The 16,860-nt window shown below is 73.4% G+C and carries 10 protein-coding genes; 7 read left to right on the top strand and 3 right to left on the bottom strand.

Annotation, left to right across the window (positions count from 1 at the left end; all coding sequences use genetic code 11):
• The first annotated feature begins 17 nt into the window (after positions 1-17).
• From AC0665_RS19180 to AC0665_RS19155, 6 genes are all read left to right on the top strand, one after another.
• A complete protein-coding gene (locus AC0665_RS19180; RefSeq protein WP_478705427.1) occupies positions 18-3,338 on the top strand; it encodes a SpoIIE family protein phosphatase in 3,321 nt (1,106 codons plus the stop codon).
• Between the two features lie 54 nt (positions 3,339-3,392).
• Positions 3,393-4,943, top strand: a complete 1,551-nt coding sequence (locus tag AC0665_RS19175; protein ID WP_478705426.1) for a sugar ABC transporter ATP-binding protein — start codon at positions 3,393-3,395, stop codon at positions 4,941-4,943.
• Positions 4,940-5,995: an ABC transporter permease gene (locus tag AC0665_RS19170; RefSeq protein ID WP_478705425.1), complete on the top strand. Its 1,056-nt coding sequence runs from the start codon at positions 4,940-4,942 to the stop codon at positions 5,993-5,995. Before AC0665_RS19175 ends, AC0665_RS19170 begins: the two co-directional genes overlap by 4 nt.
• A gap of 39 nt (positions 5,996-6,034) precedes the next feature.
• Positions 6,035-7,198, top strand: coding sequence for a substrate-binding domain-containing protein (locus AC0665_RS19165; RefSeq protein WP_468405317.1), 1,164 nt, complete (start codon positions 6,035-6,037; stop codon positions 7,196-7,198).
• 190 nt (positions 7,199-7,388) lie between these two features.
• On the top strand, positions 7,389-8,495 hold the full coding sequence (locus tag AC0665_RS19160; RefSeq protein ID WP_468637846.1) for an NAD(P)/FAD-dependent oxidoreductase: 1,107 nt from the start codon (positions 7,389-7,391) through the stop codon (positions 8,493-8,495).
• 133 nt (positions 8,496-8,628) lie between these two features.
• On the top strand, positions 8,629-10,032 hold the full coding sequence (locus tag AC0665_RS19155; RefSeq protein ID WP_478705424.1) for a cytochrome P450: 1,404 nt from the start codon (positions 8,629-8,631) through the stop codon (positions 10,030-10,032).
• Positions 10,033-10,279: 247 nt separating this feature from the next.
• Here the strand turns inward: AC0665_RS19155 and AC0665_RS19150 are convergent, their stop codons facing one another.
• Positions 10,280-10,885: a response regulator transcription factor gene (locus tag AC0665_RS19150; RefSeq protein ID WP_478705423.1), complete on the bottom strand. Its 606-nt coding sequence runs from the start codon at positions 10,883-10,885 to the stop codon at positions 10,280-10,282.
• 238 nt (positions 10,886-11,123) lie between these two features.
• Here AC0665_RS19150 and AC0665_RS19145 point away from each other — a divergent pair, with 238 nt between their 5' ends.
• Positions 11,124-12,605 carry an MFS transporter gene (locus AC0665_RS19145; RefSeq protein WP_468406356.1) on the top strand — a complete coding sequence of 494 codons (1,482 nt, stop codon included), beginning with the start codon at positions 11,124-11,126 and terminating at the stop codon, positions 12,603-12,605.
• A gap of 24 nt (positions 12,606-12,629) precedes the next feature.
• Here the strand turns inward: AC0665_RS19145 and AC0665_RS19140 are convergent, their stop codons facing one another.
• Entirely contained in the window at positions 12,630-13,709 is a 1,080-nt protein-coding gene (locus tag AC0665_RS19140) for an SGNH/GDSL hydrolase family protein (protein WP_478705422.1), read from the bottom strand.
• Positions 13,710-13,855: 146 nt separating this feature from the next.
• The gene (locus AC0665_RS19135; protein WP_478705421.1) at positions 13,856-16,768 is read right to left on the bottom strand and encodes a helix-turn-helix transcriptional regulator; all 2,913 of its coding nucleotides are present in this window, start codon (positions 16,766-16,768) and stop codon (positions 13,856-13,858) included.
• Positions 16,769-16,860: the final 92 nt, after the last annotated feature.

The following is a 16,860-nucleotide window of genomic DNA, read 5'->3' as shown; positions in this document are numbered from 1 at the left end:
CGCAAGTGAGGCGAAGCGTGGTTCGGTCCGACGAGGAACCCAAGCCGGCGGGGCGTGCGACGGACGGCACGGGGCCCGTGAGTCTTCGTGAACGGTTCCTCCAGGGCGAGCCGGTCGCGGCCGGTGTACGGACGTCCATCCTCAACTCGTGGCAGCGCAGCCGCTCCCTGGGGCTGTCGCCGGACGCGGTCGACCTGCCCTACCGGGACGACTTCGACCCGGGAGGCCGGATCGTCCGGGCGGCCGCGCCGGTGCTCGACCGTTTGCAGGCCACGTTCGCCGGGAGCCAGGTCAACATCTCCGTCGCCGACGCGAACGGGACGGTGCTGCTGCGCCGCTTCGGGGACCCGTCGATGGCCAGGAGCCTGCCGGCCATCCAGGTCGTGCCCGGGTTCGTCTTCGCCGAGCAGGTCGCCGGCACCAACGGCATCGGGCTGGCCCTGGCGGAGCGGCAGCTCATCCGCGTCTACGGCGCCGAGCACTTCGCGGAGCGCTCCCAGCAGAGCGCCTGCGTCGCGCTGCCCGTCCGGGACCCGCTCAGCGGGCGCATCGAGGGCGTGCTGTGCCTCGGCTACCCGCGTGGCTTCGAGCGGCCCGCGCTGGGCGTCGCCATCCGCAGGGCCGCCGAGGGCATCGAACGGCGACTCCTTATGCAGAGCTCGGCGCACGAGCGCGCCCTGTTGCGAACGTATCTGGCCACCGCGGCCGAGACGGCCGGTCCCCGCCGCGGTGTGGCGGTGGGCGCCCTCGTGAACGCGTTGCGTCCCGTCGACCAGGAGCTCTTGAAGGAGAAGGCCGCGGCGCTGATCTCCGGCGCCCGGCCGGGGACCCTCGAGGTGACCCTGTCCGACGGCCGGCGGGTGACGCTCGTGAGCCGTCCGGTGAGGAGCGGATCCGGCGTGCGGGGCATCGCCATCGAGGCCGAGCTGCTGGGCGTCCCGGCGGGAGAACCCCTCGTCATACCCCACCAGACGGACGAACTCCTTCCGCTCGCCGCCGCGCTCTCGTTCGCGCGCCCGGCGCTCACCCTTCCGTCCGGCTTCCTCGCCGCGTCCCCCGGCCGGGCGGCCACCTCCACCGGAGGCCGCGGTTCCGCCGCAGCGGACGCGGCTGCCGGGCCCGACGGACCCGCCGAACCCGTCGCCCCCGGCACGTCCGGTATGACCGACGGGCCCGACCCATCCGTCGCCCCCGGCGCGCCCGGCACGACCGCCGAGCCCGACGCACCCCTTACCCCCGGCGCGCCCGGCAGCCGTGGGGATGCCTCCTGGCCCGGTGGCGCGACGGCCCGGTTCGGGGCGGACTCCGGGCCGGATGCGCCTGCCGGGTCGGATGAGCCTGTCGGGCCCGACGGAGCTCTTCCGGCGGCGGGCGGGGGAGGTGGGGCCACGCCGAAAGCGGACGGCCCGGCCGAGCCCGACGCGGTCGTCACGGCCGACGGCGGCCGCAGCGCCGCCGAACCCGACGCGCCCACGCCGGACGGTGCACCGCCTCCGGATGGCGCACCCGCGCCGGACGGTGTACCCACGCCGGACGGTGTGTCCGCGCCGGACGGTGTACCCACGTCGGACGGTGCACCGCCGCCCGACGGCGGAGGGCGTCGCCCGCCCCGTGTGCCGTCCGAAGCCGCGTTCCCCGCGCGGGGACTGGTGATGCTGGGGGAGCCGCACGTCGGGGCCTACGCCCTGGCAGCGCGTCGGCGTCTGGAGTTGCTGTCCGAGGCCAGCACCCGCATCGGCACCACCCTGGACGTGCGCCGCACCGCCGAGGAACTGGCCGAGACGGCCGTTCCCGGACTGGCCGACTTCGTCACCATCGACCTGCCCGACGCCGTGCTGCGGGGCGAGGAGTCCGCCGACCCCCTCGCCGACCTGCGCCGCACCGTCCTCCACGGCATCCGTGAGGGACTGCCCTTCACTCCGCCCGGCAAGCGTATGGACTACGGCCCGACCGCACCCCAGCTGCGCTGTCTCACCCGTGGCGAGGCCGTGCTGGAGCCGGATCTGAAGGCCGCCGCGGGCTGGCTCGCCCAGGACCCCGAGCACACCGAGCGCCTCCTGACCCATGTGCAGTCCCTGATCGCGGTGCCCCTGCTCGCCCGGGGCGTGGTACTCGGCATCGCCAGCTTCTACCGGGCCGGCGGTTCCTTCGGGGACGACGACCGCTCCCTGGCACAGGAACTCGCCTCCCGCGCCGCCCTGTCCATCGACAACGCCCGGCGCTACACCCACGAACGCACCATGGTCCTGGCCCTCCAGCGCCGGCTCCTCCCGCACGGCCTGCCCGACCAGGACGCCGTCGAGGTGGCCCACCGCTACCTGCCCGCCGAGTCCGATGTGGGCGGCGACTGGTACGACGTCATCCCCCTGTCCGGCGCCCGCGTCGGACTCCTCGTCGGCGACGTCGTCGGCCACGGCATGCTCTCCGCGGCCACGATGGGCCGCCTGCGCACCGCCGCGCGCAGCTTCGCCGAGCTCGACTTCCCGCCGGAGGAGGTCCTCACCCACCTGGACAACCTCGTGGGCCGCCTCGACCGGGAGGACCCGGACGGCAAGGGCGCCGGCGTCATCGGCGCGACCTGCCTCTACGCCATCCACGACCCGACCACGCAGCGGTGCCTGATGGCCCGGGCCGGTCACCCGCCGCCCGCGCTCGTGCTGCCCGACGGCACCGTGAGCTTCCCCGACCTCCCCGCCGGGCCACCGCTCGGTCTCGGAGGCCTGCCCTTCGACGCCGTCGAGGTCGACCTCCCGGCGGGCAGCCAGCTGGTCCTGTACACCGACGGGCTCATCGAGGACCGGCACCGCGACGTCGACCTGGTCCTGGAGCAGCTGCGCGAGGCCCTGGCCCGTCCCGGGCGCGCCCCCGAGGAGACCTGCCAGGCGGTCCTGGACACCGTCGCGCCCGCGCACCCGCACGACGACATCGCCCTGCTGGTCGCCCGCGTGCACGCCATGGATCCCGCCCGGGTCGCCACCTGGGAGCTGTCCGCCGACCCGGCCCTCGTCGGTGAGGTCCGGGCGTGCGCCATGCGGTGGCTGTCCGAGCGGGGCCTCGACGACACCGCGTTCGCCGCGGAGCTGATCCTCAGCGAGCTGATCACCAACGCCATCCGGCACGGCGCCGAGCCCATCCGGGTGCGGCTGCTGCACGGCCGCACGCTGATCTGCGAGGTCTCCGACGCCAGCAACACCGCCCCCCACCTGCGCCGCGCGGCCAGTACCGACGAGGGAGGCCGCGGTCTGTTCCTCGTCGCGCAGCTCTCGCAGAGCTGGGGGACGCGCTATCTGCCGGAGGGCAAGGTCATCTGGGCCGAATGCGGGATCGACGCCGCGTGAGCGAGTGGAGCCGTGACGAGCCGAAGAGTGCCCGAAATGCTGTAATTTGATCGGGTGCGCGACACTCCCGACAGGTCGGCGAAGACGGCTTCGCCGTTCGGGCCGGAACCCCTGCTCCGCATCCGCGGGCTCAGCAAACGGTTCGGCGGCACCGTCGCGCTGGCCGGGGTCGACCTGGACGTCCGTCCGGGCAGCGTCCTCGCCCTGCTCGGACCCAACGGCGCCGGGAAGTCCACCCTCATCAAGATCCTCGCCGGAGTCCACCAGGCCGACGCCGGTCAGATCACCGTCGCGGGGGAGCCGCTCGGCAGTCCCGCCGCCACCCGGAGCATGTCCTTCATCCACCAGGACCTCGGCCTCGTGGAGTGGATGACCGTCTCCGAGAACCTCGCCCTGACCACCGGCTACGCACGCCGGTCCGGGCTGATCTCCTGGCGGCGCACCCGCGCGCGCTGTGCCGGCGCCCTGCGCACCGTCGCCGCCCACCTCGACCCCGACGCGCCGGTCTCCACCCTCACGCCCGCCGACCGCTCCCTGGTCGCGATCGCCCGGGCCCTCGCCGCCCGCGCCCGGCTCCTCGTCCTCGACGAACCGACCGCCCGCCTGCCCGCCGCGGACAGCGCCCGGCTCTTCGGCGTCCTGCACGACCTGCGCGACCGCGGGCACGCCCTCCTCTACGTCAGCCACCGCCTGGACGAGGTCCGCCAGGTGGCCGACGCGTACGCCGTCCTGCGCGACGGCCGTCTCGTCAGCCACGGCCGGACGGCGGACCGCGACCCGGCCCGGCTGGTCCAGGACATCGTCGGCGAGGCGGCCGCACCGGCCACCCCCCGCCCCGCGAGGGCACCGGCCGCAGCGCCGCCCGTCCTGACCCTCGACGGCGTGCGTACCGCCGGGGCCGGACCCGTCGGTCTGGAGCTGGCGGCCGGGGAGGTGCTCGGCCTGGTCGGCCTCTCCGGAGCCGGGCACATTGACCTCGGCCGAGCCCTCGCCGGCGCCCGGCCCCTGCTCGGAGGGCGGGCCGCGCTGCGGGGACGTCCGTACCGCCCCCGCTCGGTCGCGGAGGCCGTCGCCCTCGGGGTCGGTCTCGTACCGGGCGACCGGCTGCGCGAAGGCTGCCTCGCCGAGCTGACCGTACGGGAGAACCTCCTGGCCGACCCCCGCGCGGGAGGCCCGCGCGCACCGCGCTGGATCGGCCCCCGCAGCGAACGGGCCCGGGCCGCGGCCCTGATCGAACGGTTCGCGGTGCGCCCGCCGGATCCCGAGATCCCCATCGCCACGCTGTCCGGCGGCAACCAGCAGAAGGTCGTGATCGGCCGCCGGCTGCGGTCGGATCTGCGGCTGCTGATCCTGGAGGAGCCGACCGCGAGTGTCGACGTCGGGGCCAAAACCGCCATCCACCGCCTGCTGGCCGAGGCGCTGGAGGCGGGCCTCGCGGTCCTGCTGCTCTCCACCGACTTCGAGGAGGTGGCGAGCGTGTGCCGGCGCACGCTGGTCTTCGTGCGCGGGACCGTGACGGAAGAGCTGAGCGGTCCCGCCCTCACCGTCGCCGGACTGACCCGGGCGGCCTCGGCCCTGCCCCCGTCCCCGGCAGGGCACCCATGACGCCGCCGCGGCCCGGGCGCCGCCCCGGCGGCCACCTCGTCGGCGCCTACGGCCTGCTCGCCCTCACCGCCCTGCTCTACCTGGTCTTCTCCCTCGCCCTGCCGGACACGTTCCCCACGCTGGACACCCTCGACTCGATCCTGTCCAACCAGTCGATCCCGGCGGTCCTCGCCCTCGCCGCCATGCTGCCCATCGTCACCGGCGCGTTCGACCTCTCCCTCGGATACGCCCTCGGCCTGGCCCATGTGATGGTGCTCTGGCTCGTCGTCGAGCAGGGCTGGCCCTGGGCCCCGGCCTGCCTCACGGTGCTCACCGGCGGGCTGGTCGTGGGCGTCCTGAACGGCGTCGTCGTCGAGTTCGGCCGGATCGACTCCTTCATCGCCACGCTGGGCACCGGCAGCATCCTGTACGCCGTGACCGGCTGGATCACCGACGGCGGCCGGATCGTCCCCGGCCCGCGGGGCCTGCCGCCCGCGTTCACCGACCTCTACGACTCCTCCTTCCTCGGCCTCCCGGTCCCCGCCTTCTACGTACTCGCCCTCGTGGCCCTCCTCTGGCTGGTGCTGGAACGGCTGCCGCTCGGCCGGTACCTCTACGTCGTCGGGTCGAACCCGCGCGCCGCCGACCTCCTGGGCATCCCGACCCGCACGTACACCGTCTACGCGTTCGCCGCCTCGGGCCTGATCGTGGGCTTCGCCGGGGTCCTGCTCGCCGCCCAGCAGCAGATCGGCAACCCGAGCGTGGGCCTCGACTACCTGCTGCCCGCCTTCGTCGGCGCCCTCCTCGGCTCCACGGCGATCAAGCCCGGCCGGCCCAACGCCCTCGGCACCCTCGTCGCCGTCGCCGTCCTCGCCGTCGGACTCACCGGCATCGCCCAGCTCGGCGCCGAGTTCTGGACGGTCCCGCTGTTCAACGGCGGCACCCTCCTGATCGCCGTGGGCCTGGCCGGATACGCGGCCCGCCGCAGGCTGCGCGGCGGCGCGGCCCGCGACACACCCGCGGCACCGCCCCCGTCCGCTCCTGCGCCCGGGGGCGGCACGTCACCGCCCTGACCCGTCCGGCACCCGCGCCGAACCCTCACTGGAGCTCCCGTGCACCGCACCCGCAAGGCCGCCCCCGCAGTCCGCACCGCGCGGCTGGCCTCGTGCGCCCTGCTGGCCGCGGCCGCCGCCCTCACCGGCTGCGAACGCGGTTCCTCCGAGACCGCGGAGGAGTCCGCGACGGGCCCGAACGGCTGCCCCGCCGTCCACGCCCGGGCCCGCGAGGCCGTCACCCGCGCGCAGCGCACCGACATCCCCTGGTCGGGGCCCACCAGCGGCCCCGAAGCGGTGCCGGGCAAGACGATCGTCTTCGTCGCCCAGACCATGACCAACCCCGGCGTGGCGGGTGCCGCGGACGGAGTGCGGGACGCCGCGCGGGCCATCGGCTGGAACGTCCGGGTCATCGACGGCGGCGGCACCCCGGCCGGTATCCAGGCGGCCATGAGCGAAGCCGTGGCCCTGCGTCCCTCGGGCATCGTGATCGGCGGGTTCGACCCCGACTCGACGGCGCAGCAGACCGCCCGGGCCAACGCGCAGCGCATCCCGCTCATCGGCTGGCACGCCGTCCCCGAGCCCGGCCCCAGCCGGCGGCCCGACCTGTTCACCAACGTCACCACCCGCGTGCGGGACGTGGCCCGCATCAGCGCGCAGTGGATCATCTCCGACTCCGGCGGCCGTGCCGGTGTCGTGCTCATCACGGACGCGTCGATCCCCTTCGCGCGCAACAAGTCCGACCTGATCCGCGAGGAACTGACGAGCTGTCAGGGCGTGCGGCTGCTCTCGGTGGAGAACATCCCGATCCCCGACGCCAGCAGCCGCACCCCCCGGGAGATCTCCTCCCTGCTCTCCCGCTTCCGGGACCGCTGGACCCACTCCGTGGCCATCAACGACCTGTACTTCGCCGACGCCGCCCCGGCCTTCCGCGCCGCCGGTGAGAAGGGCTCGGGCCCGCCCTTCAACATCGGGGCGGGCGACGGCGACCCGTCCGCCTTCCAGCGCGTGAACAGCAGGCAGTACCAGGCCGCCACCGTGCCCGAGCCGCTGTCCCTCCAGGGCTGGCAGATCGTCGACGAGTTCAACCGCGCCTTCTCCGGCCGTCCCGACAGCGGGTACGTGGCGCCGGTGCACATCGCCACGGCCGACAACAGCGAAGGCGCCACCACCTGGGACCCGTCGGGTTACCGGGAGGCGTACCGGAAGATCTGGGGCAGGTGACGGGAAGATCCGGGGCAGGTGACGGCCGGTCAGGTGCCGAACCCTTCACGGAACATGCACCGAACCTCGGAATCCCTTTAGTTTTCAAGCGCTACTGTCGCGTCAGTCGAGTGGCCGCCGAGGGTCGATCCGAGCGGGGCCCGTCCGCGGCGGCCCTCGCTCTCCCCCCCACAGGCACAGGAGACTCGGTGTGCACGACGGCGACGTAGTGGTGATCGGCGGCGGATACGCCGGTGTCCGGCTGGCCAGGCGGCTCGACACCACGGCCCGGGTGACGCTGGTGGACCGCAAGGAGGTCTTCTTCCACCGCATCGCCTCCCTGCGCGCCGGAGTCCACCCCGAGTGGACCCACACCCCCTTCATCCCCTACGACCGGCTGCTGCACCACGGCCGCGTCGTCACCGGCAAGGCCGTACGCCTCGACACCGCCGAACGGCACGTCGTCCTCGCCACCGGCGAGCGACTGCCGTACGACGTGGTCGTGATCGCCACCGGCGCCGACTACCCCGAACCGGCCCGCTTCACCGGCACCACCACCGAGGAAGCGGTCAAGTCGTTCGCCGGGCACCAGCGCGACATCGCCACCGCCGAACACGTCCTGGTCGTCGGCGGCGGCCCCGGCGGCGTCGAACTCAGCGCCGAGATCCGCCTCGCCCGCCCGGACGCCCGGGTCACCCTCGCCCACTCCGGGTCCGCCCTGCTCGACTCCACGGGCCAGGCCCGCCCCGGACGCAAGGCGCTGGCCTGGCTGGAGTCCCACGACATCGAGGTGCGGCTCGAGTCCTTCATCTCGCCCGGCACCGACTTCGGCACCTACCGCGACGCCCGCGGCACCGTCATCGAGGCCGACCTGTCCTTCTGGGCGACCGGCACCACCCCCAACACGCTCTGGCTGCGCCTGGCCGGGCACGGCGACTGGCTCGACGCCGCAGGACGCGTCAAGGTCGACCGGACGCTCCGCGTCGAGGGCAGACCGGACGTGTTCGCCGTCGGCGACGTGAACGACATCAGCGAACTCAAGATCACCCCCGCCGCGCTCGCCCAGGCGGACCTCGCCGCCCACAACATCCGCGCCCACCTGCGCAGTCCGGGCAGGCACCGCAAGGAGCCGCGCCTGTACCGCCCGATCCGGCGCACCCCGCTCATCGTGCCGTTCGGCCCCGCCGACGGACTGACCGTGCTGCCCGTGCCGGGCGGCGAATCCGCCGTGCTGGGCGGCCGCACCACCACCCTGGCCAAGGCGAAGAGCCTCATGACGCCCTACATGCGCCGCCAACTCGGTTACACGGCAGCCTGACACGCCACGGCACCGCCCCCACCACCCGACCCCCGTCGTTACCCGTGGGTTCAGCCTGGGGTAGGGTCCCCACCGTTTCCGGCTACCGACTGATGGTGCGCCGGTACAGGGCGTGTCGGAGGGTGGCAAGACGATGGAATCCCAGTGGGGTGACGGCGGATCCGTGGACCTGGACGACACGAGGCTGGAGACACTCAGTCCCGAACCGCTGCTGACCAGGGACTACGAGACGCGTCCCGCGCTGGTCTACGAGCGGCTGCGCCGGGAGCACGGGTCCGTCGCGCCGGTCGACCTGCTGGGGGTGCCCGCCTGGCTGGTTCTCGGCTACCGGGAGTCGCTCCAGGTGCTCCAGGACGACGACGGCTGGCCCAAGGGCCTGGAGAACTGGCGGGCCCGCTCCGAGGGCAGGGTGCCCGCCGACTGGCCGCTGGGACCCTCCCTGGAGGTCAACCACATCCTCATCCAGGGCGGCGCCGGCTACCGGCCGCTGCGCACCGCCTGGGACGTCGCCCTCAAGCCCTTCCAGGACCCCCGCCACCCCCAGGCCAAGCGCCTGAAGGCCGCCGTCACCGCCTACGCCGACGAACTGATCACCCTCATCGGGCAGGGCGGCAAGAGCGGCCTCGCGGACCTGTCCGCCCAGTTCTCCCGGCCGCTGCCCCTGATGGTGGCCAGCCACCTGCTGGGCTTCCCCGGCTCGCAGGGCGACGACGCGCTGATGGACATGTGGCGGGTGCTGGACGCCGGCCCGGACGCCGAGGCCGCACTGGAGCGCCTGCTGGCGACGCTGGCCGAACTGGCCGCGCTCAAGCTGGAGAAGCCGGGCGACGACTTCCCCTCCTACCTGCTGGCCGCCCACCCGGACCTGTCGCTGGACCATCTCGCCCGAGAGCTGTTCATGCTGCTGGGCATGACCTCCGACCACGTCGGCATCCTCATCTCCAACACCGTCGTGGAGGTCATCTCGGGCGAGGGCAGCGTGCGCGCCAGCCTGTCCGCCGGGATGGTCAGGGAGACCATGAACCGGGTGGTCATGCGCAAGCCGCCGCTGGTCAACTTCGTCCCGCGCTTCGCCGCCCGGGACACCCAGCTCGGCAACTACACCATCCGGGCCGGCGACCCGGTCTGGGTCTCCCCGGGCGCCGCACACGCCGACCCGCTCTTCGCCGACCACATCGCCTCGGGCACCACCATCAGCACCCGGGCCCACCTGTCCTGGGGAGCGGGCCCGCGCCAGTGCCCGGCGCGGGAACTGGCCTCGGCGGTCGCGGCGGCCGGGGTGGGGCGCCTGTTCGAGCGGTTCGACTACCTCGACCTCGCCCTGCCCGCCGATCAACTGCCGTGGCGCTCCTCGCCCTTCATGCGCGGCCTGCGCTCGCTGCCCGTGCGGTACGACCTCGCCTCCGCACCGCCTCCCCGGCCGTGGGCCGACGTGCCCGCGCCGGGGGCGGCCGAGGAGGTCCTGCCGGACCCGGCCGCCCGGCAGCGCTCCTCGCTCTGGCGCTATCTGACGGGCCTCATCCGCGGCGGCCGCTGACCCGCAACCGAGTCGAACGCCCATCCCGCACCGACGTTCCTCACGGTCCGCGAAGGACGCTTTCACACCGCACGCGTGACAAAAGGCGCTGGTGGACGGTGCCCCCGTGCTGGGATGCTCGAAGCAGATCCCGGGAAGGGCGCGAGGCCCGCGGGGGCCGGGCAGGTACACCTCGATGACCTGCCCGGCCGTCCCTGCGCCAGGGCCCGCCACGGGGGCGTGAAGGGGCGTGCAGGAGCATGGTGGATCACACCCAGCCCGACTCCGTGGCGATCCTGATGGCGTCGATCCGGTTGCGCCCGCCCGTCTTCCGGGTGATCGCCGACAGATGGTTGCGCACCGTCGCCGCGGACAGGCACAGCCGCTCGGCGATCTCGCGCGTCGGAGTGCCGTCGGCGGTCAGCCGCAGCACCTGCACCTCACGCGGGGTGAGCGGGTTCGCTCCCGCGTCCAGCGCGGCGAGCGCGAATTCGGGGTCGACGAACCGCTGCCCCCGCACCAGCTTGCGCACACCGTGCACCAGCCGGTCGGGAGGGGCGTTGGTGCAGATGACACCGGCGGCGTGCACATCGAGCATGCGGCGCAGCCGCTCGGGTGTCGTCGAGGCCATCATCAGCAGCAGCCGGCACTCCGGCAGCCGCGCCCGCAGCTCGCCCCGGACGGCGATCTCCTCGCCCTCCCTGGAGTCCACGCCGATCACGGCCACGTCCGGCCGGCATACCAGGGCACGCGCCAGGACGTCACCGTCGCCGTCGGCCTCCGCGACGACCTCGATGTCGTCCTCCCGCGACAGCAGAGCGGCGAAGGCACCCCGCACGAGACGGGTCCCCTCGACGAGAAGAACGCGGATCACGGTCGCTCCTCTCCGCCGTACGCGGCCCACTGGGCCACCTTGACCGGATTATCCCCGCACAGCGCGCGAATCTCAGCTCGGCCGCCACGCAACCGGCCCCGCCCGGCCCGACGGTGATCGAGTGGTGGGGCGGGAGAGGCGGGCGTACCGTCGAACGGTGGACACCGCAGGCAGCAGCCCGCAGCCGGCTTCACCACAGGCGACCACCACCAGGGAATCCGGTGGTGGCGGAAACGCGATGGCACTGCTGGTCATCGCCTCCTGCCAGTTGATGGTGGTCCTCGACATCACCATCGTGAACATCGCGCTGCCGCACATCCAGAGTTCGCTGGAGTTCTCCACCACGAGCCTGTCCTGGGTGGTGAACGCCTACACCCTCACCTTCGGCGGGCTGCTGCTCCTCGGCGGCCGGGCCGGTGACATCCTGGGCCGACGGCGGGTCTTCGTCTTCGGCGTGCTGCTGTTCGTGCTCGCCTCCCTGCTCGGCGGGTTCGCCCAGAACGCCGGCCAACTCCTGGGCGCCCGTGCCCTTCAGGGCGTCGGCGGCGCCATCGCCTCCCCGACCTCCCTCGCCCTGATCAGCACCACCTTCCGCGAGGGGCCGGAACGCAACCGCGCCTTCGGGGTGTTCGCCGCCGTCTCGGCCGGTGGCGGCGCGATCGGCCTGCTCGCCGGCGGCATGCTGGTGGAATGGCTGAACTGGCGGTGGGTGCTGTTCGTCAACGTGCCCATCGGCCTGCTCATCGTGCTCGCCACACCGCGCTACATCAGGGAGTCCGAACGCCACCCCGGCCGCTTCGACATCGCCGGCGCGCTCACCTCCACCGCGGGCATGGTGCTGCTCGTCTACGGTTTCATCAGAGCCGCGCAGGACGGCTGGCGGGACCCGCTCACCCTCGCCTCCTTCGCCGGGGCGGTCGTGGTCCTCGCGGCCTTCATCGCGATCGAGCGGCGGTCGAAACAGCCCATCACACCGCTGCACATGTTCGCCGACCGCAACCGCGCCGGTACCTACGGCATCATGCTGTGCCTGGCCGCCGCCATCTTCGGCATGTTCTTCTTCCTCACGCTGTTCGTGCAGAACGTGCTCGGGTTCAGCCCGCTCTCGGCCGGACTGGCCTTCCTGCCGGTCAGCGCGGTCATCGCCATCGGCGCCGGACTGGCCTCACGGTTCCTGCCCGTCTACGGGCCCAAGCCGTTCATGGTGGTGGGCGCGATCCTGGCCGCGACGGGTCTGGCCTGGCTGACCCTGACCGACGTGCACTCCACCTACGCGGGCAGCGTCCTCGGCCCGATGCTCGTCTTCAGCCTGGGCATGGGCATGGAGTTCGTGTCCCTGACCCTCATGGCGCTGTCCAACGTGCCCACACCGGAGACCGGCGCGGCCTCCGGCCTCCTCAACGCCACCCAGCAGGTCGGCGGCTCCCTCGGCCTGTCCATCCTGGTCACGATGTACGGCACCGCCAGCACCAACGAGGCGGACAAGCAGGTCCCGGACTTCCTCCGGCAGGCGACCCCGGCCGAGCGCATCCGGTTCGAACGCACCGGGCAACTGCCCAAGCCCTGGTCCGACGAGATCCTCACCGCCGGCGTCTCGGCCGCCTTCATCGTGGCGGCGATCTTCACCGCCGTCGCCGCGCTGATCGCCCTGCTCGTCATCCAGGTGCGGCCCTCGGACCTCGAACGTCTCAAGGGGGGAGCGGGCCCCGGCCCGATGTGAGACCCGCCCCCGGCCCTCGGGCTCCTATGAACCGATCCGGGCCGCGATGACCGGCGCGAGCCGGTCGGCGATGACCCGGTGCCCCCGGTCGTTGGGATGCACCGAGTCGGTCAGGTCGCCCGACCCCAGCCAGCCGGTGGTGTCGACGAAGGAGACCCGGGCGTCACCACCGGCGACGGCGGCCTTCACGGCGGCCTCGGTCTGCGGGACGAACCGTCCCCGGAACGTCTCCAGCGCGAAGATCCACGCCTGCGGATAGGCGGCCCGCACCTTGCGCAGCAGACTGCTGTACGCCGACTGGAACTGCGCGGCACTCACCCCGTGGCCCACGTCGTTGGTTCCGAGGTTGATGACGACCGCGTCGGCCCGGTAGCGGGAGAAGTTCCAGTCGGGCGTCGACGCGTTCGGGTTGAGCTTGGTGAACTGCCGCTCCAGTCCCACGCATCCGTCCGCCGCGGCCACCAGGCACGCCCCGCCCTGCGCGATCTGCGTGTGCTCGACGCCCAGCCGCTCACCGATCAGCCAGCCGTAGGCGGTACGGGCGTTCTGCGAACTCGTCGTGCCCACGGTGATGGAGTCGCCGACGAACTCGACCAGCTTCGACGGGGCCGCGGGCGCGAACGTCGTCGCGCCGCTGTCCAGGACCAGCCCCTGGAAGACGGCGTCGCCCCGGTAGGAGCCCGCCACCACCTGGTAGTTGACCTGGAGTGTGTGGTTGCCGGGGGAGAGGGCGGTCGGGGTCAGGTTCACGGTCCCCTTGACGTCGTCGTAGAACTTCACGGGACCGTTGTCGATCCGCGCCCACAGGTCGATCGTGCCCCGCTGCTTCAGCTTGACCGTCCGGCCGGTGAAGCCGGCCCGGTAGTACGCGCCCGCCCAGTACGGGGTGTAGGCGGTGCTGGAGCTGGTGGTGTCCCAGCGGCCGACGAACTTGATGTTCGGATCGCCGGGCTGCCCGGGGGCGGCCGCCTTCGGCGTGACGTCGCCCGGGGCGGCCTGCGCGGGCGAGCCGCCGGTCAAGGACAGCAGAAAGGCCATGAGCATGGCAGTCAGCAGGGCCGGCAGGGCGCATCGTCTGGGGGAGGTGTGGGGGGAGGTCTGCACGGGGTTCCCTTCACGTGGGGGTGTGGGCTGGGAGCGCTCCCATAGGCAGCCTTATGAGGGAAGCAGTGAAACGGTTCAACGTCAAGCAGTGTGCGCAGTACGGCAGTTGAGGACGAATCCGCCGCCCTGCTCGCCCTCCGCCCTGCTCACCGCCCCGGCCGCGGGCAGGCCTCCAGGGCCGCCACCAGACCGGCCGCGTCGGTGCCGAGCTTCCGGTACACGGAGGACAGCTGCCGGCGCACCCCTTGCTCGGTGATGCGGAGCTGCTTCGCGACCACCGAGGCCGGGTGCCCCTGGGCGGTCAGCTCGGCGGCTTTGCGTTCCTGGGCCGTGAGCATGTCGGTCTGGGCGTAGCGCAGGGGCAGGGGGCGCAGGCCCGCGGCGGACAGTTCCCTCCTGGCCCGGGCGGCGAGGCCCTCGGCCCCGCAGTGCACCGCTCCTTCCAGGCCCTGGTAGAGCCGGTCGGCGGCGTCGTGCAGGTGCCCGGCCCGGGCCAGCGCGGCCCCGTGGCCGACCTGGGCACGGGCCAGTTCGTACGCGGCGGGCGACTGCTGGAGGTGGTCGACGGCCTCCGCGTGCAGTCCGAGCGCGGCCTCCCCGCCCGTCACCTCCGCCTGGGCGTGCAGGGCCTGGCCGATCGCGGAGGCCGCGCCGAAGTCCCGGGCCCGCTTCACGGCGTCCTGCGCGTGGCGCACCGCCCGGTCCGGGGCGCTGCGCGACAGGGCGGAGGCGAGTCCCAGCTGCCAGGGGCACCACGCGGGGTTGCGCCAGTCCCGGCCCTCCAGCCACTCGCCGACCTCGGTCAGCAGGACGGCGGCCTCGTCGGGCCGGCCCTCCGCCAGGAGCAGCTCGGCGTGGACGGTGCGCGGGTCGGGATAGATGACGGAGTTCGGGATGCTCTCGCCGTAGCGGTAGGTGTCGGCGAGCCGGCGCGCCCCCAGGACCCGGCCGCGGGCCAGCAGCGTCTGGATCAGGATGCCGACGGCGAACCACTGGGCGGGCACCGCGCCTTCCACCCGGTCGGCGATGCGCAGCCCCTCCCGCACCAGGTTCTCGGCCTCGACCAGGCAGCCGCGGCGGTACCGGATGTACCCGGCCAGGGTCTGCCCCAGGGCCAGGTGGGAGCCGCGCCACCCCTTCGACTCGCATTCGGCCATGCCCTTGGCGAACAGCTCCTCGGCCCGCCGTGGCTGGTCGCAGTACATGAACACCAGCGCGACCGAGACGGGAACCTCGAAGCCCCGGTTCTCATGGGTCCAGCTCAGTCCGCCGCGCAAGGCCTCCTCGGCGAACGCCAGCGCCTTGTGCCGGGGCTCGCCGCACATCATGGCGTCCCAGGCGCGCGACCCGAGGATGTACCGCTCCTCGAGACCGCGCCCGGGCAGCCGGTCGGCCAGCCGGGCCAGCGCCCGCGAGCGGGCGGACGAATCCGACTCGTCGGCGCGGAACGCGCTCCACACGAAGTGGTCGGCCTGCATCCGCAACCGGATCCGCGGATGGGCGGCGGCCCGCCGCGCCTCGTCCGCGGCCACCGTCGCGGCCTCCGCCATCCGGTCGGTGTGGGCCAGCGCCTGGGTCAGCCGGTACACCATCGAGGCACGCAGCTCGGGGTCGATGTCCGGTTCCGCGAGGGCCTCCCGCAGATGCGTGACGGTGGCCGTGGGCTTGATGAGGAAGGTCGCACAGGCGAGTTCGTGCAGCAGCGCGGCCCGGTCCTCCGGCAGCGGCGGCTCCTGCAGAGCCCGGTTCAGCAGCCGCCGGGCCGCCTCCGGGGCGCCGGAGTGCAGCGCTTCCCGGGCGGCCCGCCGAAGACAGGCCACCGCCTCGCTGCTGCCCTCGCAGGGCACTTCCAGGAGGTGCCGGGCCGCGGCGGCGTCACCGAGCCCGGCCGCCCGCACGACCTCCGCGGCCGAGTTGTGCAGCCCCTCCCGCAGGCTCGGACGGATGGACCGGTAGATCGTCGTGGCGATCAGGGGGTGCACGAAGTCCAGGCTCTCCCCGGGCCCCTCGCCGTCGGCCAGAATGCGCGCGGCGCGCAGCTTCTGCGTGGCCTCGGCCGCCGCGGTGCTGCCGATCGCCGCGATACGGGCGGCCAGTTCCGGGGAGATGGCCTGCCCGAGCACGGCCCCCGCGTAGGCGAAGCGGACGGTGGTGGTGCCGAAGCCCTGAAGCCGTTCGATCAGCCCCGGCCCCTTCACCGCGGCCGCCAGGTCACGCATCGCCGGCAGGTCCTCGCTGGTGCCCCGCACACTGCGCTCGCCCAGCCTGATGGAGAGCTCCACGGCCTCGAACGGGCTCCCCCCGGTGACCTCCCAGCACTCCTCGCAGAACTCGTCCTCGGCCTCCTCGCCGACCTCGTCCCGGACGATCCGGGCCACGGCCGTGGCGCTGAGCGGCGCCAGAGTGAAGGGACGGCTCCCCAGATCGGCGGCCGGGGAAGTGAAGGCAGCGGCCTCCAGCGGCAGTTCGTCGGGCCGGAACGCGACCACGACGAGCAGTGACAGATCCATGGCCCGGGGCGCGAACGAGGCGAGCCAGCTCAGCGACTCGACGTCGGCCCAGTGCAGATCGTCCAGCAGCAGCACGAGAGGGCATTTCGTCACCGCCAGGCGCGTCATCACCCAGTCGAGACCGTCACGGACCCCGGTCGGATCCGGCACATGGCCGCTCGGCGTCGCGACCAGGCCGAGCGCGGCGGCGACGATGTCGTGCCAGCCGCCCAGGAAGGCGCGCCGTTCCTCCTCCTCCATGGAGGCCAGGACGGGCTGGACGATCTGGCGCACCAGGTGGAACGCGAGCCCCTGCTCCTTCTCACCACCCCTGCCCGACAGCACCGTGAACCCCTGCGCCCCGGCGCGGATCCGGGCCTGGGTCAACAGGGCGGTCTTGCCCATCCCGGCCGGACCGGTGAAGGCGAGGACTCCGCCGCGCGGCGCCTGAGGCACGCCGTCGACGCTGTCGCGCAGACCCGTCAACGCCGAGTCGAGTGCGCGGAGCTCCTTGCGGCGCTCGAGCAACGGCCGGGTCTGGGGCGGGGATTGCCGCAGCTCGTTCGCCATGGGGCGTACCGCTTCCTGTCGTCGGCCATCGGGAGGCAGCGAGAGCGTACGCCTCCCGATGGGCACCGTTCCGGATTCTGGAACGAGCTCGA

The organism is Streptomyces sp. NPDC043685, from assembly GCF_056436585.1.
The sequence above is the reverse complement of the archived record's forward strand: the minus strand, read 5'-3'. Positions and strand labels throughout refer to the sequence as shown.